The 23,088-nt window shown below is 68.5% G+C and carries 20 protein-coding genes and 1 pseudogene; 6 read left to right on the top strand and 15 right to left on the bottom strand.

Annotated features, from left to right (window positions below; genetic code table 11):
• Window positions 1–102 precede the first annotated feature (102 nt).
• Together SA2016_RS04490 and SA2016_RS04485 are read left to right on the top strand one after the other, a co-directional pair.
• Window positions 103–1,020 carry an SMP-30/gluconolactonase/LRE family protein gene (locus tag SA2016_RS04490; protein ID WP_066495792.1) on the top strand — a complete coding sequence of 306 codons (918 nt, stop codon included), beginning with the start codon at window positions 103–105 and terminating at the stop codon, window positions 1,018–1,020.
• A 1-nt stretch (window position 1,021) separates the two neighbouring features.
• Entirely contained in the window at window positions 1,022–2,413 is a 1,392-nt protein-coding gene (locus SA2016_RS04485) for an MFS transporter (protein WP_084249311.1), read from the top strand.
• A 507-nt stretch (window positions 2,414–2,920) separates the two neighbouring features.
• On the opposite strand, the gene SA2016_RS04480 is transcribed toward SA2016_RS04485, so the two are convergent.
• From SA2016_RS04480 to SA2016_RS04470, 3 genes are all read right to left on the bottom strand, one after another.
• Entirely contained in the window at window positions 2,921–3,478 is a 558-nt protein-coding gene (locus SA2016_RS04480) for a hypothetical protein (protein WP_066495790.1), read from the bottom strand.
• Between the two features lie 136 nt (window positions 3,479–3,614).
• Window positions 3,615–4,361: a response regulator gene (locus tag SA2016_RS04475; RefSeq protein WP_084249310.1), complete on the bottom strand. Its 747-nt coding sequence runs from the start codon at window positions 4,359–4,361 to the stop codon at window positions 3,615–3,617.
• 13 nt (window positions 4,362–4,374) lie between these two features.
• Window positions 4,375–6,894, bottom strand: a complete 2,520-nt coding sequence (locus SA2016_RS04470; protein ID WP_066495789.1) for a DUF4118 domain-containing protein — start codon at window positions 6,892–6,894, stop codon at window positions 4,375–4,377.
• Window positions 6,895–7,056: 162 nt separating this feature from the next.
• Between SA2016_RS04470 and SA2016_RS04465 the strand changes: the two genes are divergently transcribed.
• The gene (locus SA2016_RS04465; protein ID WP_066495788.1) at window positions 7,057–9,033 is read left to right on the top strand and encodes an APC family permease; all 1,977 of its coding nucleotides are present in this window, start codon (window positions 7,057–7,059) and stop codon (window positions 9,031–9,033) included.
• 140 nt (window positions 9,034–9,173) lie between these two features.
• On the opposite strand, the gene SA2016_RS04460 is transcribed toward SA2016_RS04465, so the two are convergent.
• Genes SA2016_RS04460 through SA2016_RS04440 form a run of 5 tightly spaced genes read right to left on the bottom strand, consistent with a single transcriptional unit; the run spans window position 9,174 to window position 14,759 of the window.
• A complete protein-coding gene (locus SA2016_RS04460) occupies window positions 9,174–10,583 on the bottom strand; it encodes an MFS transporter (protein ID WP_066495779.1) in 1,410 nt (469 codons plus the stop codon).
• A 33-nt stretch (window positions 10,584–10,616) separates the two neighbouring features.
• Window positions 10,617–12,050, bottom strand: a complete 1,434-nt coding sequence (locus SA2016_RS04455) for an aldehyde dehydrogenase family protein (protein WP_066495778.1) — start codon at window positions 12,048–12,050, stop codon at window positions 10,617–10,619.
• Entirely contained in the window at window positions 12,047–13,210 is a 1,164-nt protein-coding gene (locus SA2016_RS04450; RefSeq protein WP_066495776.1) for an enolase C-terminal domain-like protein, read from the bottom strand. Before SA2016_RS04450 ends, SA2016_RS04455 begins: the two co-directional genes overlap by 4 nt.
• Window positions 13,207–14,085 (bottom strand): NAD(P)-dependent oxidoreductase, encoded by an 879-nt coding sequence (locus SA2016_RS04445; protein WP_066495774.1) that lies wholly within the window; start codon window positions 14,083–14,085, stop codon window positions 13,207–13,209. The genes SA2016_RS04450 and SA2016_RS04445 overlap by 4 nt, the downstream gene beginning before the upstream one ends.
• A complete protein-coding gene (locus SA2016_RS04440; RefSeq protein WP_169803047.1) occupies window positions 14,082–14,759 on the bottom strand; it encodes a GntR family transcriptional regulator in 678 nt (225 codons plus the stop codon). Before SA2016_RS04440 ends, SA2016_RS04445 begins: the two co-directional genes overlap by 4 nt.
• Before the next feature lie 279 nt (window positions 14,760–15,038).
• On the opposite strand from SA2016_RS04440, the gene SA2016_RS22115 reads away from it, so the two are divergent.
• On the top strand, window positions 15,039–15,251 hold the full coding sequence (locus tag SA2016_RS22115; protein WP_371326650.1) for a YidH family protein: 213 nt from the start codon (window positions 15,039–15,041) through the stop codon (window positions 15,249–15,251).
• Window positions 15,252–15,445: 194 nt separating this feature from the next.
• Here SA2016_RS22115 and SA2016_RS04435 read toward each other — a convergent pair whose 3' ends face one another.
• From SA2016_RS04435 to SA2016_RS22105, 6 genes are all read right to left on the bottom strand, one after another.
• The gene (locus SA2016_RS04435) at window positions 15,446–16,111 is read right to left on the bottom strand and encodes a hypothetical protein (protein ID WP_141305763.1); all 666 of its coding nucleotides are present in this window, start codon (window positions 16,109–16,111) and stop codon (window positions 15,446–15,448) included.
• Between the two features lie 400 nt (window positions 16,112–16,511).
• Window positions 16,512–17,171: a class I SAM-dependent methyltransferase gene (locus SA2016_RS04430; protein WP_066495767.1), complete on the bottom strand. Its 660-nt coding sequence runs from the start codon at window positions 17,169–17,171 to the stop codon at window positions 16,512–16,514.
• A 428-nt stretch (window positions 17,172–17,599) separates the two neighbouring features.
• Window positions 17,600–17,863, bottom strand: a complete 264-nt coding sequence (locus SA2016_RS04425) for a hypothetical protein (RefSeq protein ID WP_066495765.1) — start codon at window positions 17,861–17,863, stop codon at window positions 17,600–17,602.
• A gap of 91 nt (window positions 17,864–17,954) precedes the next feature.
• A complete protein-coding gene (locus tag SA2016_RS04420; protein WP_157089096.1) occupies window positions 17,955–18,479 on the bottom strand; it encodes a hypothetical protein in 525 nt (174 codons plus the stop codon).
• A 427-nt stretch (window positions 18,480–18,906) separates the two neighbouring features.
• Window positions 18,907–19,824, bottom strand: a complete 918-nt coding sequence (locus tag SA2016_RS22110; RefSeq protein ID WP_257125851.1) for an FAD-binding oxidoreductase — start codon at window positions 19,822–19,824, stop codon at window positions 18,907–18,909.
• Window positions 19,825–19,859: 35 nt separating this feature from the next.
• Window positions 19,860–20,336: an FAD-binding oxidoreductase gene (locus SA2016_RS22105; protein ID WP_257125850.1), complete on the bottom strand. Its 477-nt coding sequence runs from the start codon at window positions 20,334–20,336 to the stop codon at window positions 19,860–19,862.
• Between the two features lie 444 nt (window positions 20,337–20,780).
• Between SA2016_RS22105 and SA2016_RS04410 the strand changes: the two genes are divergently transcribed.
• Window positions 20,781–21,233: a hypothetical protein gene (locus SA2016_RS04410; protein WP_066495758.1), complete on the top strand. Its 453-nt coding sequence runs from the start codon at window positions 20,781–20,783 to the stop codon at window positions 21,231–21,233.
• 222 nt (window positions 21,234–21,455) lie between these two features.
• Here SA2016_RS04410 and SA2016_RS21960 read toward each other — a convergent pair.
• Window positions 21,456–21,592 (bottom strand): annotated as a pseudogene (locus SA2016_RS21960) (IS481 family transposase); the annotation flags it as partial.
• Window positions 21,593–21,982: 390 nt separating this feature from the next.
• Here SA2016_RS21960 and SA2016_RS04405 point away from each other — a divergent pair.
• The gene (locus SA2016_RS04405) at window positions 21,983–22,957 is read left to right on the top strand and encodes an IS481 family transposase (RefSeq protein ID WP_066495756.1); all 975 of its coding nucleotides are present in this window, start codon (window positions 21,983–21,985) and stop codon (window positions 22,955–22,957) included.
• Window positions 22,958–23,088 lie beyond the last annotated feature (131 nt).

Raw genomic sequence — 23,088 nt, 5'->3', positions numbered from 1 at the left:
CACGCGCTCCCCCCAGAGCCAAGATCCCAGCCGGAGCCTCCACCGCCCACGGCCACGAACAGACGACCCGGACACACCGGCACCCGAACACGGGAGGACCCGTTGAGAATCAGTACGGTCATCGACCTCAAGCCCAGCCTGGGCGAAGGACCGGTATGGGACGTCAAGACCAAGCTCCTGTGGTGGATTGATTCGATCGACGGACGGATCTACCGACACGACCAAGACGGGGCAGGCCTGCAGGTCTGGGACGTCGAGGAGAAGATCGGGTCGATGGCCCTCTTCGCCGACGGCGCATCGCTGCTGCTGGCACAGCAGAGCGGGCTCTACAGGTACGACCACCAGACGGACACCCGCGCACTTATCGCCGATCCAGAGCCGGGCTCGCCGACGAACCGCCTCAACGACGGGAAGGTGGACCCCCGCGGCCGGTTCGTCTTCGGCTCCATGGACACACTCGAGGAGACCCCCTCGGGGCGGCTATACCGCCTCGACACGGACCTCTCGATCCACGTCATCGACGAGGGGATCATCTGCTCGAACGGGCCATGCTTCAGCCCCGACGGATCCACCCTCTACTTCGCAGACACCTGGACGGGCGACATCTGGGCCTACGACTACGATCTCGAGACGGGCGAAGTGGCCAACCGGCGAGTCTTCGCCAAGGTGGACACCAGCGACGGCGGCGCCGTGGACGGCATGACGGTCGACGCCGCCGGGTTCCTCTGGCAGGCCCACGTCTACGGCGGGAAGCTCCACCGGTACGACCCAGAGGGCACCTTGGAGCGCACGATCGAAATGCCCGTCCTCAAGATCACGTGCCCGACCTTCGGAGGCACGGACTTGGATCGCCTCTTCGTCACCACCATGGGCCGGCCACCGCTCCCCCGCTTTCCAACTGACGGCCCCGATCGAGGAGCCCTGTTCGCCATCGACGGCTTGGGCATCCAGGGCCAGGCGATCCCCCGCTTCGGCTCTCCCGCCCCTGCCAGCGCCAACAAACCGACGAAGGAGTCATGAAATGACAAAGCTCGACGGGGGCAGGACCCCCACAACCACCAAGCCGCGACCACGGCTGGCCCGCGGCCAGGCCTCGCTCAGACTGGTCCCCGCCGGCTCATGGGTCGCGCTGCTGGTCACCTGGCTGATCTGGATCATCAACGCCTTCGACCGGGAAGTGATCCTCCGCCTCGGCCCGATCATCTCCCAGAACTTCGGCCTGTCCCCCGAGGCGTGGGGAATCATCACCGCAGTGATCTTCTTCGCCCTCGCCGTCATGGCGATCCCCGGATCCCGCATGAGCGACCGCCACGGAACAGGTTGGAAGAGGGCCTGGTTCCAGGTCCCGCTCGTGATCGGGTACAACCTTCTCTCGGCGATCTCGGGCGTGAGGGCAGTCGCGGGCAACCTCGTGGCCTTCCTCCTGCTCCGGGTGGGCGTGAACCTCGGTGCCGGGTGGGGAGAACCGGTCGGCGTCTCCAACACCACCGAATGGTGGCCCAAGGAGCGCCGCGGGTTCGCCCTCGGAGTCCACCACACGGGCTATCCCGTCGGTGCGCTCCTGAGCGGCCTCGTCGCTGCCTGGATGCTCGGCGCCTTCGGCGTGGAGAACTGGTCGTACATCTTCTTCGTCGGCCTGATCGCCGCGATCCCCGTCATGGCCTTCTGGTGGTGGTACTCGCGCAAGCACCGTCTGGACCGCGTCTACACCTCGATCACCGAACGGGGAATGACGCCGCCGATCAGTGCCGAGGAGTCGTCGACCCACCATGAGGACCAGAAGGGCGCCATACGCGCCTGCCTCACCAACAAGATCGTGATGCTGACCTCCGGGACGACCCTGCTGTTCCAGATCGTCTACAACGGAGTGAGCTACATCCTCCCGCTGTACCTGGCAAATATCGTCGGCCTCCCCTTCGCCGATGCGGCCGCGTACTCGGTCGTGTTCACCATCACCGGCATCCTGGGACAGATCGTCTGGCCGAGCATCTCGGACTACCTCGGCCGCCGCAAGACCCTCATCATCACCGGCGTCTGGATGGGAATCTCCGCAGGCGCGTTCTACTTCGCCCACAGCATGGGAGCCTACATAGGAGTCCAGCTGCTCCTCGGCTGCGTCGCCAACGCACCCTGGCCGATCTTCTACGCAGCCGCCACCGACGCCGCCCCGCGCAACATCGCCGGGACCGCGAACGGCTTCATCACCACCTCCATGTTCCTCGGAGGAGGCCTCGCACCACTGATCATCGGCGCCCTCATCGCAGTCGGCGGTGGATGGGCCAACATCTTCGGCTACAACATCTCGTTCATCGTGATGATGGTCTCGGCCATCGTAGGCGTGATCCTCCAGGTCATCGTCCGCGAACCCAGAATGTCCTTCGACACCCTCGAGCCTTCTCATCCGACGAGTTGACAGCCTGACCGGCGACATCCCACCTGCCCACCTGACCGCGACCAGCGCGCACCGTCGTCGAAGGTCCGTATAAGAGGAGGCGACGCGAATCCCAGAACCAGCCACTCACGCGAGCTGCGAGGGATTCCGGAGGCCTTTCGGGTTCCCTCAGGGACCGTTCCCCGCTGGGAGCCCGAAGGGCCTCTGCCCCCAATGAAGAAATCCGGGCCCAACTGGGTGCGACTCCTCAGAGGAACAACCGGTCCAGGTTCAGCCTCCCTGTGTAAAAGAGCGTTCCTTTAACGGGACGGGATGCCCTTCGCGGCCCCCCTTGCTGTTCATCCCCGGGGGTGCAGCCCTGACCACGCAGAGTGGGCGGCGAGCACGAGAGCGCCGGCGCTGAGAAGCATCCCTTCGACGGGCCGATGAAGAGCGTCACCGCCGCAGCGGCGAGGAGGACGATCAGGGAACCCGAGGCGAGGCCCCGGGGACTGAGCGCGCCGCCGGGGGCCTTCCCCCACGGGAGCATCAGGCGTACGCGCCCTCCGGAAGGATCTCGACGTAGAGCGGGTGGCCGCGCAGGCGTCTGGCGAGGGCGCGGTTCCAGGGGACACGGGGCCGGTAGGCGTGGCCGAAGGGGTCAGTGACGACGACGGGCCCGGAGGCGCGCGCGACCTGGGCATCGACCGCGCGCAGCCCGTTGCATCGCCAGCTCTGCCGTCCAGCTCGTACGGTCCAGGGCTGGTCGTCGCCTGGTCCTTCGAGTGCGAGCTCTTCGAAGATGGCCTCGAGGAACTCCTCGCGGGAGGTGGGGCAGTGGCGCCGGCGCAGCCTGTGTGCCTCCGGGTGCAGGTGCTGCTGGCGCAGCAAGTGCTGACGGAGTGAGTGGTGCTCGGCAGGGCCGAGCGGGCGGCCCAGGACGAGGCGCCCGTGGGGGTCGGCCTGGAGGTGATAGTACTGGCCGGTGCGGTCGATGACGCACCGAGTGCTCCCGGGCCGTTCCTGGGACCGGAGGAGCTCGGCTTCGGCCGCGTAGAGGCGGAACTGGCCTTCGTCGTCCAGCACGATGAGGGACAGGGCGCTCATCGCTCTTCCTTCCCGGCCCCGCGGGTGGGGGCCCTGTCAGGATGAGAGCACGGTCCGGTGGGCGTTTTGGTCGTTCTTTACGGGATGCCGACGCCGGCCGGTGGAACCTTGACGGAACCTTAACAAGGACCGGGGGTCAGGTGGGGGTGGTGCTGGGGCCGTCGGCTTTTGGCTCCTCTGCAGCGGTGGACGGGGCGGCGGTCGGCTCCGCTGCCTCGAAACGGTATCCGCGTCCGGCTTCGGTGATGAGGTGGCGGGGGCTTGCGGGGTCGGGTTCGAGCTTGCGGCGCAGCTGGGCCATGTAGACGCGCAGGTACTGGGCCTCCTCGCCGTAGGCCGGCCCCCAGACCGAATGCAGCAGCTCGCGCTGGGTGACGAGCCTGCCGCGGTGGGCCACGAGCGCCTGCAGTACTGCCCATTCCCGGGGGGTGAGGTGGATCCGTTCGCCGCTGCGGGTGACGGTGGAGGCGCCGAGGTCGATGTGGAGGTCGCCGGCGTCGATGATCCCGCCGGGAGCTGCATGCACAGAACGGCGCTCGACGGCGCGCAGGCGGGCGAGGAGCTCGTCGAGGCCGAAGGGCTTGGTGACGTAGTCGTCGGCGCCGGCGTCGAGGGCCTCGACCTTGTCGGTGGAGCCGTGGCGGGCGGAGAGCACGACGATGGGCATGTCGGACCAGCCGCGGATGCCGCGGATGACCTCCGTCCCGTCGATGTCGGGGAGTCCGAGGTCGAGGACGAGCACGTCCGGGGGCCTGGACGCGGCCAGGTGCAGGGCCTCGGTGCCGTTGGAGGCGACCGTCACCGTGTAGCCCTCGGCGCGGAGGTTGATCTGGAGCGCGCGCAGCAGCTGCGGCTCGTCGTCGACCACGAGCACCCTCTTCACCTGACCACCTCCGTCAGTCCCGCGGCCCAGAGTACAGGGGCATCCGGACGACCATGGTCAGGCCGCCTCCCGGGGTCGGCTCTGCGAGGAGCTCACCGTCCATCGCCTCGATGAAGCCCTTCGCCACGGCCAGACCCAGGCCGATGCCCGGGCCGTTCGCCTCGTCTCCGAGCCGTTGGAACGGCTGGAACATCGCCACGACCCGCCCCGCCGGCACGCCCCCGCCGTGGTCCACCACGCGGAGCTCGCTCACCGGCTGGTCGCCGAGGCCGGGGCCGAGGAGGCCTCCGGTGCTGGCGACGATGACGATGTCCCTGCCGGGGGCGTACTTGACGGCATTGCCCACGACGTTCGCCAGGGCACGCTCGAGCAGGCCGCGGTCGCCGTCCAGTGCCGGCAGGTTCGGGGCAAGGTCCACGCGGACGGCCTCGGGCGGGAGTTCGGCGAGGACCTCGGAGACGACGTCGAGCCAGGTGACGGGCTCGTGCAGGACGGACACAGCCGCGCTGTCGAGCCGGGACATGTCCAGGAGGTTGGACACGAGGGCCTCCAGCCGGTTCGAGTACGTGTCGATGGCCTCGAGCATCTCGGCCTGCTCCTCCGGGGTCGTCTTGCCATGCTGGCGCCTGAGTGCGGTCACGGCGAGGCGGATGCCGGCCAGCGGCGTGCGCAGGTCGTGGGAGACGGCGCGCAGGATCGAGGTGCGGATCCGGTTGGCCTCGCCCAGCCTCACGGTCTCGCCCAGGTTCAGCGTGAGCTCCTGGCGCTCCAGGAGCGCGGTGAGGTGGGCCTCGAAGGCCGCCATGAGCCGTCGCTCGCTCCCGCTGAGCGCCCGGCCCCTCCATGCCAGGGTCAGGCCGCCGCCCAGGGGGTCCGCGCCGTCGGCCTCGTCGGGGCTGGCGGGGGCGTCGGGGCCCGCGCCCGAGTCGACCTTCCAGGTCCCCTGGCTCTCCCGCAGGAGGCTGACGGCCTCGAGCTGGAACTCTGCGCGCAGCTGTTCGAGGAAGTCCTCGGCGCTCTGGTCCCGGGCGAGGGATCCGCTGGCCAGCTCGCTGAGGGTGCCCGCCTCCGCCCGGGCCAGGGCCGCGTCCCGGGAGCGGCGCGAGGAGACCCCGACCACAAGGGAGAAGGCGACGGCGACCGCGAGGAAGACCAGGAGGGCGAAGACGTTCTGCGGGTCCGCGACGGTGAACGTCCCGACCGGCGGAGTGAAGAAGTAGTTGAGCAGGAGCGAGTTGAACACGGCGGCGACCACCGCCGGCCACAGGCCCCCGATGAAGGCCACGACGACGACCCCGCACAGGTGGGCCAGGGCCAGGGTGGCGAGGTTCAGCTGGGGGAACGGCAGCAGCGCGGCGGTCATCAGGATCGGCACCAGGAACGCCAAGGCGTACCCGGCGAGGGTGCGGGTGCGCCCCAGCAATGGCGTGAGCCGCAGCCGTTGCCTGCGCTCGGCCAGCGGGTGGGTGACCATGTGCACGTCGATCTCGCCCGAGTCGCGCACGACGGCCGCCCCGACCCCTCCGCGGCCGAGGAACTGCTGGAAGCGGGTGTGGCGGGAGACGCCTACTACGATCTGGGTCGCGTTGATGCTGCGCGCGTAGTCGAGCAGGCTCGTGGCGACATCGTCCCCGGCGAGGTGCTGGTAGCTGCCCCCGAGGTCCCCGACGAGCCTGCGCTGGACGGCGAGGTCCTGCTCGCAGCCCTCGGTGAGCCCGTCCGGGGTGCGGACGTGGACGGCGACCAGGTCGCCGCCGCTGACCCGGGAGAGGATGCGCGCGCCCCGTCGGATAAGGGCCTCGCCCTCCGGGCCGCCTGTGAGCGCGACGACGACCCGCTCGCGCGCAGGCCAGGTCTGATCGATGCGGTGCCGCTTCCGGTATTCGGCCAGGCCCTCCTCGACCCGGTCGGCGAGCCAGATCAGGGAGATCTCGCGCAGCGCCGCGAGGTTGCCGAGCCGGAAGTAGTTCGACATGGCCGCGTCGATCCTGTCCCGGGCGTAGACCAGGCCGGAGCCCAGCCGCTGGCGCAGCAGCTCGGGCGGGATGTCCACGAGCTCGATCTGGTCCGCCCTGCGCACGATCGCGTCGGGGACGACCTCCTGCTGCCGGGTCCCGGTGATGGACTCGACCACGTCGTTGAGCGAGGCCAGGTGCTGGACGTTCACGGTGGTGAGGACGTCGATTCCCGCCGCGAGGAGCTCGTCGACGTCCTCCCACCGCTTCGCGTACCGGCTGCCGGGGGCGTTGGTGTGGGCGTACTCGTCCACGAGGACGGTGTGCGGGGCCCGCTCAAGGACGGCGTCCACGTCCATCTCCGGCAGGCTCGTGCCCCGGTACTCGACGCTCCGCAGCGGCACCTGCTCGAGCCCTTGGACGCGCGCGACGGTGGCGGCCCGGCCATGGTCCATGACGATGCCGACCACGACGTCGGTGCCGGCGGCGGCGAGGCGGTGGGCCTCCTCGAGCATGGCGTAGGTCTTCCCGACGCCGGGTGCGGCGCCGAGGAAGATGCGCAGGCTCCCGCGGTCCATGCTCACGATTCTTCCAGCCCCGCGTGGGCCCCATGGCGGAAGAGGGGCATAAGGATCGCGTTAAAGGCGGCCCCGCGGCGCTCTGGGGGGCGGTAGGCTCGCGGACGTCGCGAAGAGCGGACCCGCGTGAAGCGGGCTACAGAGGAACAGAGGGATGCTTCGGTGACTACCTTGAGCCGGCCGCCAGCCGAGCCCAGGCCCGTGAAGAAGACCAGGGGCGGTTCGTTCAGATCCTGGCTGCTGCACGACCTGCACCAGACCCAGGCCCTCCACCAGGGGCCGCACGCGATCCCGCAGGGCCATGAGAAGAAGCACCGGTGGTGGCAGGTCATGTGCCTCACGGGCGTGGACTACTTCTCCACCCTCGGCTACCAGCCCGCCATCGCTGCGGTCGCTGCCGGGGTGCTCTCCCCTCTGGCGACGCTCGTACTCGTGGCCGTGACCCTCCTCGGGGCGCTGCCGGTCTACCGCAGGGTCTCGGCCGAAAGCCCGCACGGTTCAGGTTCGATCGCCATGCTGGAGCGCCTGCTCCCGCGCTGGGGCGGGAAGTTCTTCGTGCTTGCGCTGCTGGGGTTCGCGGCGACGGACTTCATGATCACCATGACCCTCTCCGCCGCCGACGCGGCCGCGCACCTGATCGGGAACCCGCTCGTGCCATCGTGGTTCCAGGGCCAGAACATCGGCGTCACCCTGTTCCTGCTGGCCCTCCTGGCCGCCGTGTTCCTGCGCGGATTCAAGGAGGCCATCGGCGTCGCCGTCGTCCTCGTAGGCCTCTACCTCGGGCTCAACGCCATCCTCGTCGTCGTCACCATCGGCCAGGCCCTCGCGCACCCCGTCCAGATCACCGACTGGTGGCACGCGATGCTCACCTCCCATGGGAACCCAGTGCTCATGCTCGCGGTCGCCGTCCTCGTCTTCCCCAAGCTTGCCCTCGGCATGTCCGGCTTCGAGACCGGTGTCGCCGTCATGCCACAGATCCGCGGCGACGCCAACGACACCGAGGACCACCCCACCGGCCGCATCCGCGGGACCAAGCGGCTGCTCACCACGGCGGCCGTCATCATGAGCGCGTTCCTGGTCACCACGAGCTTCACCACGGTGGTCCTGATCCCCGAGCAGGAATTCCAGCCGGGCGGGGCCGCCGACGGGCGCGCCCTCGCCCTCCTCGCCCACGAGTACATGGGCGTCGCCTTCGGCTCCGTCTACGACCTCAGCACCATCCTCATCCTCTGGTTCGCGGGCGCCTCAGCCATGGCCGGCCTGCTCAACCTCGTGCCCCGCTACCTCCCCCGCTACGGCATGGCACCCCAGTGGACCAAGGCAACCCGGCCGCTCGTCCTGGTCTTCACCGCCATCGGCTTCCTCATCACGCTCATCTTCGAAGCGAACGTCGACGCCCAGGGCGGCGCCTACGCCACCGGCGTCCTCGTCCTCATGACGTCCGCCGCCATCGCCGTCACCCTCTCGACCCGCGGGCGCGGCAAGCCCCGACTGACCCTCGCCTTCGGCATCATCTCCGCCGTCTTCGTCTACACCACCGGGGCGAACATCGTCGAGCGGCCCGAGGGCATCCAGATCGCCGCGATCTTCATCGCCGGCACCATCGTCATCTCCTTCATCTCCCGCGCCCGGCGCTCCTTCGAACTGCACGCCACGAGCATCCACTTCGACGAGAAGGCCATCGAGTTCATCGCCTCGGCGGAATCCGGGCCGATCCAGATCATCGCCCACGAGCCGCTCAGGCTCACGAGCCAGGCGTACCGGGACAAGCTCGCCTCCGCGAGCGAGGTCAGCCACCTCCCCCTCGACGAGAACGTCATCTTCCTCGAGGTCATCGTCGACGACTCCTCCGACTTCGAGACCGACCTCGACGTCCACGGCATCATGCGCCACGGTTACCGGGTCCTGGAGGTCCACGGGCCCGTCGTCCCCAACACCATCGCCTCGGTGCTGCTGCACATCCGCGACGTCACGGGCCTCATGCCGCACATCTACTTCCGCTGGACCGAGGGCAACCCCGTGCGCAACCTGCTCCGCTTCATGTTCTTCGGCGAGGGCGAGATCGCCCCGGTCACCCGCGAGGTGCTCCGGGAGGCCGTCCCAGACGTCACCCAGCGCCCCTGGGTCCACGTCGGCTAGCTCCAACAGCTTCCCAACAACCGTTCCTTTGATGAGATCTGAGGGGCCTGACGCTAGTCCCCAGGAGACAGGACCGGTCCGGAGAGCGCTAGGGCTCTCCGGACCGCAACGGCCGGTTTGGGGTCGTCGTCGCCCTTGTTTCAGGGCAGCCTTAGGCCTTCAGTGAGCACCCCTGTGGGGGTCGTCTGGCCGGCTTCCGCGTCGACATCGACACGAGCGGGATCCCAGCGGGTCAGCGCGAGTGAGATCAGCATGATGCCCGGGACAAGGATGAACCAGAGCATCGTGCCGTTCACACCCGCGGTTGCTATGAGAATGGGGAAGAAGAAGAAGCCGACGATTGATCCGACCCGGGATGCGGCCTCTGCCGCACCAGTGCCGACGCCGCGGAGGTTGGTCGGGAATGAGAGGGCTGCGTAGCTCTTGCCCTGGGCACCGGGGCCGAAAGAATGCCCGAAGATGAAGAGGGCGAGCATGGCGCCGATCAGGTACGGCGAGGCCGTCTGGGGGATGATCCCCAGGAGCAGGAGCGCGACGATGCAGATCGAGCAGCCGATGATGGTCAGGCGTCGCATGCCGAGCTTCCAGGTGGCCAGGGCCTGGGTTCCGCCGCCGATCAGGCCGAAGACGTTGATGATCATCGTGCCGATCACGACTTGAGTGATGTCCTTTCCGAGGATCGCGCCGATGACGAGGGGGATGTAGAAGGCCACGCCGAAGTACTGGATCGCCTGGAAGCAGGAGACCAGGCAGGAGATGAACGTTCTCACGAGGTACTTTCCGCGGAAGATCTCGAGCACCTGTACCCGCTTCACGGCGGCCGGAGCGTCCTTCTCCTCGATGATGAAGTCGTCGCTGAAACTCTTTCGCAGGACGTCCACGGCGTCCTTGAGGCCGAGGTGCTTTGCGGCCCACATGGGGCTCTCGTCGGCGTACACGAGCCGCAGGATCAGCACGATGAGCGCGGGCACAGCGCCGAGGCCGACAGCCCAGCGCCACAGGTGATTACCGCCGGCCAGGCCGATGATCGGCAGGGTGATCAGGGCACTGAGAACGGTGGCTGCATACCAGAGGAGCTGCCAGAGGTTGACCGATCGGCCCTTCTCACGGGTCCGGGAGAATTCGCTGATGAGGCTCAGCGCAGCCGGCATGTCGATGCCGACGCCGATTCCGAGCAGGAAGCGGAAGAAGATCAGCGCCCAGATGTTGGGCGAGAGGCCGGCTGCGACCGCCGCGACCACGAACAGGAGCAGATCCAGGATGAGCAGCTTGTAGCGCCCGAGGCGGTCCACGAGCCATCCACCGGCGATCGCGCCGAGGAACGCGCCGATGGCGATCGAGGCGGTGAGGAGGCCGAGCTCTGTGGCGTTCGGGGAGAACTCGCTCTTCAGTGAGCCGATGCCCAGGGACAGGCTGGTGAAGTCGTAGGCGTCGATGAAGATCGAGCCGAGGGCTACCCAGGCGATGATGCGTCCCCGCTGGCTGCCGGTGGGGTGGTTGTTGATGTAGGAGACGACGTCGTTTGCGTTGCGGATGGTTACTTGCGTCATTGCAGTTCCATTTCGTGGGCGTGGGTTACGAAGTCATGCGTGCTGGATGGTGATGGTCTGCTCCTCCATGAAGGCGTGGATTCCGCTCATGGATCCCTCCCGGCCGATCCCGCTCTCCCCAAAGCCGCCGAAGGGGACCTCTGGGGTGTTCGGGGCGCCGTTGTTGATCCCGACGATTCCGATGTTCATCGCCTCGGCGAGCCCTTCCGCGCGGGCGACGTCCTGGGAGCAGACGTATCCTGCGAGGCCGTACCGCCATGAGTTGACCTCGTTGACGATTGCGGCCTCGTCGGTGAACTTCTGGACCGGCATCACTGGTCCGAAGATCTCCTGGTCCCACAGCCCTGCGCTCTTGTCGACCTCGATCAGGGCAGGGGTGGCATAGGTTCCCGTGGCTGGCCCGCGCTTGCCCATGACGACCCGATCCCCGCTCTCCTCGGCCTTCGAGGTGAGGCCATTGAGCCGTTCGGCGAACCGTGCCGCGATCGCGGGTCCGAGGTCTGTCGCCTCGTCGAACGGGTCGCCAACGGTGAGTGCGGAGATCTGTTCGGCCAGATCCGCTACGACATCGTCGTAGAGCGATTCGTGGATGAAGACGTTGTTGGCGGCGATGCAGGAGGCGCCGTTGTTGCGGAACTTGGCGATCATGAGGTTCGCGACGGCACGTTCGCGGTCAGCATCGTGGGCGATGATGAAGGGCGCGCGGCCTCCCAGCTCGAGGGTGACGCGGGTGAGAGTGGCCGCGGCGCGGGCGGCGATGACATGCCCCACTGCGGTGGAGCCTGTGAACGAGGCATGCGTGACGCGCGGATCGTCCAGGAGCGCGTTGGTCACGAGCTCGCCGTCGCCGAGCACGAAGGCTACCGCTCCGTCGGGCAGGTGCCGTTCGGCGATCTTCGTCAGGAGGTACGAGGAAACCGGCGCCAGCTCCGATGGCTTGAGTACCACCGGGCTTCCGGCCGCGATCGCAGGGGCGATCTTGCGGCCGGGGATCGAGAGGGGGAAGTTCCAGGTGGCAAGGGCTGCCGAGACCCCGGCTGCGCGCCGTGAGACATGGAATTCCCGGGTCGCATCACGGCGCAGTGTCGCGCGGTCGAGGTCCGCTGCCCCTTCGGCGAACCAGTCGAAGTACTTCGCGGTGAACTCGACCTCGCCCTGGGCCTCGGAGATGCGCTTCCCCGTCTCGGCAGCGATCCAGGGCGCGAGCTCGCCGGCCTGGGCACGGATCTCCCGTGCGATGGCGAGCAGTGCAGCGGCGCGGGCACGCGCGCCCATTCGGCTGAAGTCAGCCCGGATGGAATCCGCCGCTCCGACGGCGCGGCCAACGAGGGACTTGTCGGCGAAGCCGGTGCTGGCGATCGGCGTGCCCGTGGCCGGGTCGATGATGTCTGGCCCGCTAGTGCCGGCATGGTCCTGGCCGGCGATGCGTGCTGCGGGCACGGTGATCGGGGTGGTGGGCCTGGTCATCGGGTGAACTCCTTGCAGTAGGTCTGGAACTTCTCGACGGTCTGCGACCGGATGGGGCCGTTGAGGCCGACGGCCTCGTCGCGTCGCACGAGGCCGCCTTCGAGGACGTACGGGTTCTCGTAGAGCTCGGTCCGGAGCGGATTGGCGCGCATGTCCATCTCCATCCAGCGGACCGAGCCGCTGGCCGTGGCGAGGGCCAGGGAAGCGGCGAGTCCCGTCGCGGCGCCGTACCAGTGGGGGCTGACGCTTGCACGGGCTGCTTCGGCCCGGGTCACGACGTCCCAGGCGACAGTGAGGCCGCCGCACTTGGCCACGTCGGGCTGCAGTTCTGCGATGCCGCTGAGGCCGAGGAAGGGGGTGAAGCCGTCGGGACCGTAGAGGTTCTCGCCGAGAGCGACCGGTCGGCCCGACCTAATGCTGAAGTCACGCAACGCTGCGGGGGCTGCGTCGGCGAGGGGCTCCTCGATCCACTCGACCCCGAAGTCCTCGGCGAGCCGCCGCGCGGTGGTGCTGTCTTCGGCGTTCCACGCCCGGTTTGCGTCCATGAACAGGCCGATGCCGTCCCCGCAGACATCGCGGATCGACCGAAGGGTCGCCCGGTCGCGTTCCTCCCCGAAGCCGACCTTTGCCTTGACCGCGTTCGCCCCCAGGGACATGGCCTCCTCGCAGAGCGCGCGGACATCCGTTGGGCCCACGCCCGAGGCATAGAAGGGGACACCGGCAGCCCCTTCGGCCCCAGTGGCTTCCGCACGTAAGAGGCGCGACACCGGGACCTGCTCGAGTTTGGCGAACAGGTCCCACAGCGCCATGTCCACGCCGCTGATCGCCTGATAGATCGGTCCGAGTGCGTTCCACTGGCGGCCGATACCGACGAGCTTCTCCGCGAGCCGCACATGGGCCTGGGAAGGGTGCGAGAGGGCCATGCCGAGCATGAGCGGAGCGATTCCGTCCTCCAACGTCGCGACGCGCTCCCGCCAGCCCCAGTCCGGATGGTTCACCCAGGTCTCCCCGACACCGGTCACGCCCTGGGCGGTGACCTCGACCAGGAATGCGCGCCGCATTGTGATGCTGCCGAACGACATCTGCACCGCAGACTCCGCCGGGGCCTCAAGCAGGCGGAAGGCGATCCTCTCGACCGTCAGCTCCCGGAGGGGACTCACCGAGGCTCCCCTCCGCGGGAGTTAGCCCGGTAGACCCGGTGGACCACCCCGGTATCCATATCGCCCAGATCGTTGTTGAGTCCGACCTCGTTGACCGCTGCAACGCTGTGGGCAATCGGGCCGAACGCGCCGACGCTGCGCTGCAGGTCCAGTGCCAGCTGCACATCCTTGGAAAGCAGGGCAAGGGAGAATGCCGGGTCGTAATCGCCGGCGACGATCTTCGGTGCCAGTTCCCTGAACAGGTTCGACACGGTCGCTGCACCCGACTCTGCGACAGTCTCCACGAAGACCGCCGGATCGACTCCGGCAAGCTGACAGGCATTCAGCGCCTCGGCGGTGGTTGCGTTGATAGCACCGAACATCATGTTGTTCAGGATCTTCACGACGCTACCCGATCCGACCTCCCCGATGCGCGCCACCTTCCTGGCGACAGGCCCGACCATGAGAGCCTCGACGCGGTCAAGGTCCCCGTCCGTGCCGCCACAGGCGAGTGTCCACTTGCCGATGCTCTCGGGCCGCCCCAGCACAGGAGCATCGACATAGCCGATCTTCCGGTCTGCCAGGTTCGCCTGGGCCTGGCGTGCCGAGCCCGGATCGATCGTGGACAGGTCTACGACGAGCGCGCCCTCGGGGGCGCGGAGACCGTTCCTCGTCGCAGCAATAACGTGCACTGGCCGCGGGAGGGACAGAACCACGATCTCGGCGTCGGCGACGGCCTCCTGCTCGCTGCCGCTCACGGTCACCCCGGCGTCCCTGGCAACGGCGACGGCGCCGTCTGCAAGGTCGAATCCCTTGACCTCGTTGCCTGCGCCCGCGAGGGCGGCGGCGATCCGGCAACCCATGGTGCCGAGCCCGATGACTGCGACCTTGCTCATGATTCTCCAGCCTTTCGTCGTTCTTCGAGCTCTCGGACGAGCCGCTCGATATGTCCCCGCGCAGCGTCCTCCGCCGCGCGGGGATCCCGTGCTTGAAGTGCCGCGAAGATCTCTTCGTGCTCCCGGAGAGCCTGACGCATCCCCCCCTCGAAGGTGTGAGTCGTGCCCATCCCGAGGAGGATGCGGGACTGGAGCCTCTCCAAGTACTCCTGCAGGGTCGCGTTGCCGGTGACCTCGCGCACCGTGCGGTGGAACTGCATGTCCCGCCGCGCGTGCGAACTGACGTCACCGACATCGACCGCCTCGCGGTGTGCCCGGAGGATGTCCGCGAGCAGCTCGACCGTCTCGTCATCGATCCTCCGCGCAGCCTCCGCAGCAGCCAGCGCTTCGAGCGCGGACCGCACCTTGTAGACCTCGATCAGCTCCGCGATGTTCAACCGCGCTACCCGCGCCCCGCGCCCCGGAGAATAGTCCGCCAGCCCTTCATAGATCAGGCGCTGAATCGCCTCCCGCGCCGGGCTCCTGCTGATCTGCAGCTCGTCGGCGATCTTCGGCACCGAAAGCCGCGCACCCGAGAGCAGCTCGTTGCCCAAGATCCGCGCGCGAAGGATCGCGTACGCTTGGTCGACCAAGGCATCGCCCCGCATGGGCAGATCCAGCGTGTCCTGCGCCATCACAGACATCCCTTCCACGTCAACGACTCCCTCTTCATGTGACCCACGTTACTCGTTTCTGCATATTACATGCAACATGCAAAGGTGGACGATTTGGGGCCCGACGCTGGCAAGCTAGGCTGGCGGCTGAGCCAGAAAGGGCGGATGCCGGCCGTTTCCCCAGGCAGGGCGGAGACCCCGGCCGACGAACGGATATTCGCTAGGTCCCGGCTGCCGTCCGCGCGCGGAGACATCTGGGTGAATAGGCTGGGGCGTCGCATAGCTCTCAATAGAGACGTCATGGACCTCAAGGAACCCCAGTGGCGCCGCGAAGGCGAGATGCCGGATTACAGGTTCTCCATGGCCAACGAACGCACCTTCCTCGCTTGGATCCGCACGTCGATGGCCATCCTCGCCGGGTCGATCGCCATCGACCAGCTCACCCCGACATCGCCCCGGCCCCCATCCGCATCGCCCTCTGCCTGGCGCTGGCCGCCTTCGGAGCCCTCCTAGCATTCGAGGCCGACCGCCGCTGGTCGCTACAGGAGCGCGGTCCCCAGTCGCCGGCGCGGCTGGTCGGCCCGACCCCTCGGGTGCCGCGGGGTTCGAACCCGGCGGCGCAGCCGACTTCCTCCGCCTGGGAGGCATCGTCGCCGATGAGGCGCCCACGAGGCTAGGTTCCAGCGAAGACCGGCAGCGTCGCTCGGCTAGTTGACGTCCTTGAGCGAGAGGACCTCGTCAATGCGCTCCATGTAGCGGCGTACCCGACGATGCCATTGCTGTGTGCCTTCCTCGGTCGATCGGAACCCGGCAGGGACCATGAGACTGCAGCGGATGCTTAAGCGACAGCCTTCCTCGGCCTCCTCGAGCCGATAGGTTTGCCGGAATCCAGGCTGGGCGGGTGCGACGGACACCACCACCAGCCACTTCGGAGCTTCCTCTGCCAGGATCTCGACGATCGAGACGCTGCCGTCGTGCCTCACAGAGCACTGCTGTTCTCCGATCCCCGAGGGGGTGCCAGGGACGGTGAAGGCGCTCCTTGCTTCATCGAGCAGGATGTCGCTCTGGGCTGGCCGGATGAGTTGCCAGATCCTCTGCGCGTCGCAGCGGTAGAAGGCGCTCTCCTCGAACTCCACAAGGCGGGGAGCCGCGGCGTCCTTGACGGCTTGGCGCTGAGCTCGCGCGGCGCGCCGGCGGCGAAGGGACAGGACCTGGGTGCAGACGACCAGCGCCGTCCCCAGTGCCAGAGCGATGATCACTATCGTCTGGCCGAGGACCTCGTCTCTCTGCCCGAAGAACGTGGCCACCAGGAAGAGCGATAAGTAGCCGATCCCGAAGATGAACGAATAGAGGGCCCGCACGAAGCTCGTCACGAGGGCATTCTCCCCCACGCCCGGCAGCCTCCCGGCATCCTGTCGGATGCCTTTGACCTTCCTCCACTGGGCGGGAGGGAACGGCCATCCGGTGCATTCCCAGGAAGAAAGCACTGGTCGCGTCGAGTGGAGGCAGAATATCCTCCCCTCGACGCGCCGCCACCCCAGTCTGTCACGGCTCAACAATCGTTCCTCCGATGGGACAGCCACGGGCAAGGTTGCCAGCTCGCACTCCTCAGTGGGCCGGAGCTGTCGAGGTCTGCCGACTGAGAGCAGCCGACGCAGGGCCGGGAGTCGGACCTGCCGCCTGCCGCCGACGACCGGCGCGGCAGAGCCAAGGGGCAATGCCGTGCGGCACTGGCCCGCTTCGCCTAGGCGGCGTAGGCGGAAGGCCGGCCGGTCAGATCCGCCGGCGGGCCCCGACCACGCGCCACACGGGGCTGCTCCAGCGGTAGACGGGCTCGAGCCCTCTGCTCCGGAGGACTTCGACCATTGCCCCGGGCGGGTGGATGAACCCGCGGAAGGAGCGCCCGGACGCGCGGATCGTCGAGTTCATCACCCCGATGAACAGGCGCGAGAGCGGATTGGCTGGCGGGTGGCTGAACACGAGCGTGCGCAGGGCGTGCTCGGCGGCAGCCCCCAGCAGCGCCTCATAGTCCGGGTAGCAGCACACCACGCGGTGGAGGATGACGACGTCGGCCGCCTCGACCTCATCAGGCGTCTGGGCCAGGTCCACCCCGACGCGCCGCTCGAGCCGGTGGGCGACCCCGGCTGCCTCGGCGAGCCGCATCGCGTCCTCCTCATAACCTGCGGACAGCTCGAGGTTCACCGCCCGGGCGGCCCCGCGCTTGAGCAGCTCGAGCTGGATCTCCCCGATCCCGCCGCCGACCTCCAGTACCGAGGCCCCTGCGACCCCGGCGCCCAGGAGGAAGTCGACGATCCTCCGCTCCGGAGCCCGCAGGCCCCGTCGGGCGTAACGCCGCGCGACCCCTGCGGCGAACACGGAATCGAACACAGCGTCATACCGGCGCGGGTCGCGCGGACCGCAGCAAGGATCCATGCCATGAGTATCCGCGGCCCTCGACCCCGATCCCAGCCGAACCTCACAACCTCGGCTGCCGCGTCCCCGCCGGGCCTCGCGCGATCCCCCTCGTGCCTGCCTGGTGGAGGACCCGCGCAGCTCGGGACGGCAGCGCGTTCAGCGCATCGAGGACCAGTCCGGCCCGAGGAGGCGCCCCAGCATGGCGGCCCTGTGGCCACTCAGCCGGCCGCGGCGCTCGGCGCCCGCCGAGCTTCCAGCAAGACGGCAAGCCTGACCTCGGACCGGACCCACCACCCCGACCGCGCGCGTCCGGGTCCGGCGCCTTCACTGAAGCCGTCGGTTCGCCGAGGGCCGCAGCGCCGGCAGGCCCGTGAGGTCCTCAGCGGACTCCTTTTTTCCCACCGCCGCTGCGGCGTCCTCTTCGCCATGCTCCGCGACGGCACCCTCTACCAGCCCCGCAGCCGCAGCGGCTTGACGAAGACCATAGGGACACCCACTCCGCCGACGTCGCCCCCTGGATGCGCCAGGTCGCCCCGTGGGCCCGCGAGGTCACCCCGTGCGCCTGCTGCGGCGGGGGCGGACGACGGCGCCCCCCTCCGCGCGCTGTCCAGCCCGCCGGAGAAGAAGATCACCGGCAGCACCGGGAGGATGCAGGGCGAGATGCCCGTGATGAGACCGCCGAGGAAGCCGATGAGTATGTTCTCGCCCATGCTCCCAGTTCGGGGCGGGGGTCGAGTGTGGATTGGGGGCATGCCGCGCGCCGGTGGGCCGGACGACGGCCGAGGATCCCCGCACAGACCGTCAGCGGAGTGCGATGAGCAGCATTTGCGACGTACCGGGGATGCAGGTCTGGAGGAAGATGGGCGGGTAGCCGCCGGCGAAGCCTCCGAGTACTCCCTCCCCTGCGCCCTTGGGCACCACCATCCGGGCGGAGGCCGTGAACGTGCCGTAGCCCTGCACCGTGACCTTGGTGCCCGGCTGGATCCAGCTCATCCTGTTCCATCCACCGCACAGGTCGTGCTCGGCGATGCTGATCGACACCGTAACGGGGGTGAAGCGGACCGGTCCCTGACAGGCGTCCACGGAGGCTTGGCCTCCGGCGCCGACCACCGGGATGAAGGCGCTCGGCGGCTGGGCGGGTGCGGGTGCCGGCGGGACGGCGGCGGGCGGAGCGGCCGCGACCTGCGCCGGCTGTGTGTGGGCGGCCTGCGCCTGGGCCGCGGCCTGCCGCTGGGCCTGCTGCGCCGCCGCCTGCTGGGCGGCAGCTTCCTGCGCAGCGCGCTGACGGGACTCTTCCGCTCGGGCGCTCTCAACGATCTGTGCCACCCGCTGGTCAGCCGCTTCATGGGCGAGCTGGGCCAGCGTGTGTTGCTCCGCGGCGGGATCGGGAGCTGGAGCGGCCTCACGGACCACGCTGGCCGGAACAGACGGAGCAGCAACGACGGCGGACAGCCCCCCGATACCCAGGAGGCAGATGACGACCGCTGACGGCGCGACGCGGGAGCTCTTGAAGGCTGGGAGTGGGGCCATGGCGACGACCTCTGATCGGGCCGGAACTGGCTCCGGCGTCTGATCTCCAAGGTCCTCAGAGGCGGTAATGGCGGTAAAGGCGGTCAAACCGAATAGCGTCCTGATCAGGCGCAAGTCAAGTGGAAGGGTCCTCGCTCCGCGTGGCTACCAAGTACTGAGGGCAAGCAGAGCAGGTAGGAGTGCCGGAACCCGGGCCGTGACAGCTCGGGTCCGGCCCCCTCGATCAGAACGTGGGTGCGCTTTCCGTCGGCGGGGCCACGGCATCTGCCGCTGCTGCCGCTGCAGGCTTGATGTTCTGGTTGACGTGGAAGAAGTTGTCCGGGTCGTACGTTGCCTTCACCGCGGACAGCCGGGCGTAGTTCCCGGCGTAGTTGTCCTCGATCCTGGACTGGTCGTCCGTGTCCTGGAAGTTGATGTAGCCTCCGGGCTCTGAGTACTCGTGGAGGGCGGACCAGTAGTCGCGGACCCAAGAGATGTTCTGGCTGTTCTCCGAGGGGTCGGGCCACTGCCCGGCGATGACGGGAGCGAACCGTACGTCGCGGTAGGGGAAGGCCGTGGCATCGGGGGCGACGCGTTGCACCGCGCCGTCGATGGGGTAGAAGTGGTTGGCCGAGTGCACGGTGGGGATGCCGGCGGAGTGCTCGACCGCCACGCGGAGCGCGTCGTCGCTGAGCGTACGGAGGAAGTCCGCCTTCCAGTAGCCCTGGAGCCCGGGGACCCCGCTGAGGCCGTCGAACATGATGTTGAGGGCCGGATACGGCAGCGGCGCAAACATGGAACCGAGCACCGGTCCAGCGTCGAGCAGGGGCTGCCAGTGGGCCGGTCCGGCGTCGACGTCGCCCGTCCACATGCCGGCAACCACTGCGACCGGCCTGCCGTGCCACTCCTCCGGGAGGAACGGGACCGGCGGGCCCTGGTGGAAACCGAGGAAGGCGCCCATCTCCTCCGGCTCGTCGGCGAGCCACTCGCGGTACGAGGCGCCGATATCGGCCCCGAGTGCCGCGTCGTAGAAGATGAGCCCCACGTGGACCATATCGACCGGATGCAGCCGGAACTCGAACGAGGTCACGGCCCCGAAGTTCCCGCTGCCGCCGCGCAGGGCCCAGAACAGGTCTGTGTTCGCCGTCTCGCTGGCAGTCACGAAGGTGCCATCGGCGAGGACGACGTCTGCTGAGATCAGGTTGTCGCACGAGAGTCCGTGCTTCCGGGCCAGGTAGCCGATCCCGCCCCCAGAGTCAGGCCGGCGACGCCGGTCGTGCCGATGATGCCACCCGTGCTCGCGAGGCCGAACGCGTGGGTCGCGTGATTGAAGTCGGCCCAAGTCGCGCCCGCCTCGACGCGGGCCGTCCTCGCCGCGGGGTCGACCCGGACTCCGCGGCGGGCCGAGAAGTCGAGGACGAGCCCGCCGTCGACCGTCCCGAAACCCGGCGCGCTGTGGCCGCCGCCCCGGAGGGCAACGTCGATGCCGAGCCCGTGGGCGAACCGGACGGCCGCCATGACGTCGGCGACCTGAGACACCCGCAGGATCGCGGCGGGCCGCCGGTCCACCATGCCGTTGAAGACGTGGCGCGCCACCTCGTACTCGGGATCATCGCCCTCTATGACCTGGCCGCGGACCTGGCCGCGGAGAACATCGAAGCGCTCGGTACCCATGGCTGGCTCCAGCACGTTGACGAGACCGAGGGCGGACCGCGCCGTGCGAAACCCAGCCAGAGCGATCCGATGACCTCTCCGGTCTACGCTCCCTCCCCGGGCACGTCAAGAGGCCATGCGAGCGTGCCCCGCGACGTGGAGATGTCCCATCCCAGGCGTCGTGGCAATTCGAGAACCTAACCGCGCTCTCGTGTGGGAACGGTCTCGGGCCGGTGGGGCAGTTCTCGCATCGGCGTATTGCCGCCCGTCCTGTCCGGGCCTACCCTTTTCCCAGATCCCGGGGGACCTGCGGGGTCAGCGCCCTGATTCGGCGAGGTCTCGCGCTGAAGCCGGCAGCAGCGCCGGCCTGCCGTCCCGCCACTGTGGCGGGCGGCCCTTCTGCCTTCCGCTGTCGACGCTGGGACGGCAGGGCAGCGCTCCCTCGCAGAGATCGGGAGAAGCACGATGAAGAAGACGCGCACAGCTGTGCTAGGCGTCGCCACGGCCGCACTGGCCGCCGCAGCCTTCGCCACAGCAGGGCCCGCCACCGCCGACTACGGCAGCGGGCAGATCTACCAGATAACCCTCTCGGACAACATTGCAGGCCCCCACGGCGGCGGAGTGTGGATCTGGTGGGGACTGAACAGCGACGGAACCGGCGACTACGCCGGATCCGACTGCGGGCACGGCGGCGAGGGCGCCGTCTCCGACCTAGGTGACGTCACCTGGAAGTACAGCCCCGACGGGACCGAGATCATCATCTCCGGCACCGCCCTCAACGGGCTCGGCGGCTACCTCACGACGGTCACCGTCCCGGCAACCACCGGGCACTACACCGGGACCGACGAGACCTTCCTGACCCTGCCAGGATTCATCCCAAGCGGCATCGGCAACGCCCAGCTGCAGGTCTCCCCGTAGAACCAACCGCAGCGCTGCACCACGGGTCCGGGACGGCAAGCCGTCCCGGACCCCTGCACATCCGGGGAAGACGCTGCTGCCCTTCCTCCTTGGGGGCGGTGCTCGGAGCTCCTCGACACGTGCCGCGGGGGCTGAAGTCGCTGGCGACGCCGGACCCGTCCAGAAGGCCACGGACGCGGAGGTGGCTGCCCTGCACAAGGCCTAGGCGCATCTCTAGGTGTAGGCCCTGCCGTGGACCCGGTGGCCGCCCCCGTCGGGGATCCGGCCCAGCTTCTTGATGTCGACGGGGGCCAGGTCACGGGTGCCTCCCGCTCGTAGCGAAGGGCCTCACGGGGGCCCGCCCGGACCGGGGCACCGGAAGGCCGGGTCCGTCCAGCGCAGCCGCACCCACCCGTACCGGGCCAGATCCTCCGACGACGTGTTCTGGTGCCTCTCCCCTCGGTTTAGCCAGAACGAAACCGAACCAATTGTTCCAACTCATGCCTTAGTTGGAGCAATCTTTGGTAGATTTTTCCAACTGTGGATTGAGTTGGAACAGACGCCCTTTCATGCTCTCAAGTTCTAGGAGCGACCAGCATTGGCCCAACGGGAGACCCGCCACGGCACGTGGCCTCCGGTCAGCGACGAGCCCCTTGAGTGGACTAGTTGTACCCGGTCAGGACGTTGGTGGCGGCGAGCCTGGTTGAACGAGGGAGAACCTCCGGGTGGGATGTGGCTTGTCTAAGGCCCACTCCAACCCGGAGGTTCTCATGTCCCACCGTAATGCCCGCCTGACCGTCCATGGCCGAAAGCTGATCGTCGACCGGCACCGGGCCGGATGGAAGACGGCCCACATTGCCGCCGCGATGGGCGTCTCCCGCAAGTGCGTGAAGACCTGGATCGACCGGCACAGGGCCGAAGGCGAGGCCGGCCTGGAAACCCGCTCCTCACGTCCGCACTCGATGCCCACCCGGACCGCGCCCGAGGTCGAGCAGCAGGTCCTCGCCGCCCGGGCCGAGCACCGGCAGGGTCCCGACGTGCTCGGGCCGAAACTCGGCGTCCCGGCCAGGACTGTGTCGCGGATCCTGCGCCGGCACGGCGTGCCGCGCCTGCGCGAGTGCGATCCGATGACCGGGGAGGTGATCCGTTCCTCGAAGCAGACCGCGGTCCGCTACGAGCGTCAGCGGCCCGGCGAGCTGGTGCATATGGATGTGAAGAAGATCGGGCGCATCCCCGACGGCGGCGGCTGGCGCGCACTCGGCAGGGAAGCGACCGTGGACCACAAGCACAAGAAGACACTGATCGGCGACGACTACGTCCACTCGCTGGTCGATGACCACTCCCGGCTGGCCTACTCCGAGATCCTCCCGGACGAGAAGGGCCCCACCTGCGCCGGCTTCCTCGAACGGGCCGCGGCCTACTTCGCGGCCAAGGGCATCGTCCGGATCGAGCGGCTCATGACCGACAACGCCTTCGCCTACCGCTACTCCAACGACCTCAAACGCGTCTGCGCCGCACTGGAGATCAGACAGAAGTTCATCCGCCCCCACTGCCCCTGGCAGAACGGCAAAGTCGAAAGACTCAACCGCACCCTGGCCACGGCGTGGGCCTACCGCCAGGCGTTCACCAGCAACGAGCAGCGGACAGCAGCCCTTGCACCCTGGATCGAGCACTACAACACTGAACGCTGTCACAGCGCACTCGGAGGCAAACCCCCGACCAGCCGACTGCAACCAACCTGCTGACCGGGTACAACTAGTCGCTACGAGTACGGCCCGCGCGCGGCCCTGGGCGAGCGGACGGAGAGGTACCGGGCCGCTGTCCCGGCCCTGATCGGGCGCGCGTCCTACACGCCCTCGGGGAAGCTCGCCGCGGA

The sequence above is a fragment of the Sinomonas atrocyanea genome (assembly GCF_001577305.1).
GTDB lineage: Bacteria > Actinomycetota > Actinomycetes > Actinomycetales > Micrococcaceae > Sinomonas > Sinomonas atrocyanea.
The sequence above is the reverse complement of the archived record's forward strand: the minus strand, read 5'-3'. Positions and strand labels throughout refer to the sequence as shown.

Excerpts from the sequence above, each read along its gene's own strand:
- SA2016_RS22105 (WP_257125850.1), bottom strand. The coding sequence starts at position 20,336 with ATGGGTACCGAGCGCTTCGATGTTCTCCGCGGCCAGGTCCGCGGCCAG.
- SA2016_RS04445 (WP_066495774.1), bottom strand. The coding sequence starts at position 14,085 with ATGAGCAAGGTCGCAGTCATCGGGCTCGGCACCATGGGTTGCCGGATC.
- SA2016_RS04480 (WP_066495790.1), bottom strand. The coding sequence starts at position 3,478 with ATGAGCGCCCTGTCCCTCATCGTGCTGGACGACGAAGGCCAGTTCCGC.
- SA2016_RS04425 (WP_066495765.1), bottom strand. The coding sequence starts at position 17,863 with ATGGGCGAGAACATACTCATCGGCTTCCTCGGCGGTCTCATCACGGGC.
- SA2016_RS04430 (WP_066495767.1), bottom strand. The coding sequence starts at position 17,171 with ATGGATCCTTGCTGCGGTCCGCGCGACCCGCGCCGGTATGACGCTGTG.
- SA2016_RS04410 (WP_066495758.1), top strand. The coding sequence starts at position 20,781 with ATGAAGAAGACGCGCACAGCTGTGCTAGGCGTCGCCACGGCCGCACTG.
- SA2016_RS04440 (WP_169803047.1), bottom strand. The coding sequence starts at position 14,759 with ATGGCGCAGGACACGCTGGATCTGCCCATGCGGGGCGATGCCTTGGTC.
- SA2016_RS04455 (WP_066495778.1), bottom strand. The coding sequence starts at position 12,050 with ATGACCAGGCCCACCACCCCGATCACCGTGCCCGCAGCACGCATCGCC.
- SA2016_RS04460 (WP_066495779.1), bottom strand. The coding sequence starts at position 10,583 with ATGACGCAAGTAACCATCCGCAACGCAAACGACGTCGTCTCCTACATC.
- SA2016_RS04405 (WP_066495756.1), top strand. The coding sequence starts at position 21,983 with ATGTCCCACCGTAATGCCCGCCTGACCGTCCATGGCCGAAAGCTGATC.
- SA2016_RS22115 (WP_371326650.1), top strand. The coding sequence starts at position 15,039 with ATGGACCTCAAGGAACCCCAGTGGCGCCGCGAAGGCGAGATGCCGGAT.
- SA2016_RS04470 (WP_066495789.1), bottom strand. The coding sequence starts at position 6,894 with ATGGACCGCGGGAGCCTGCGCATCTTCCTCGGCGCCGCACCCGGCGTC.
- SA2016_RS04485 (WP_084249311.1), top strand. The coding sequence starts at position 1,022 with ATGACAAAGCTCGACGGGGGCAGGACCCCCACAACCACCAAGCCGCGA.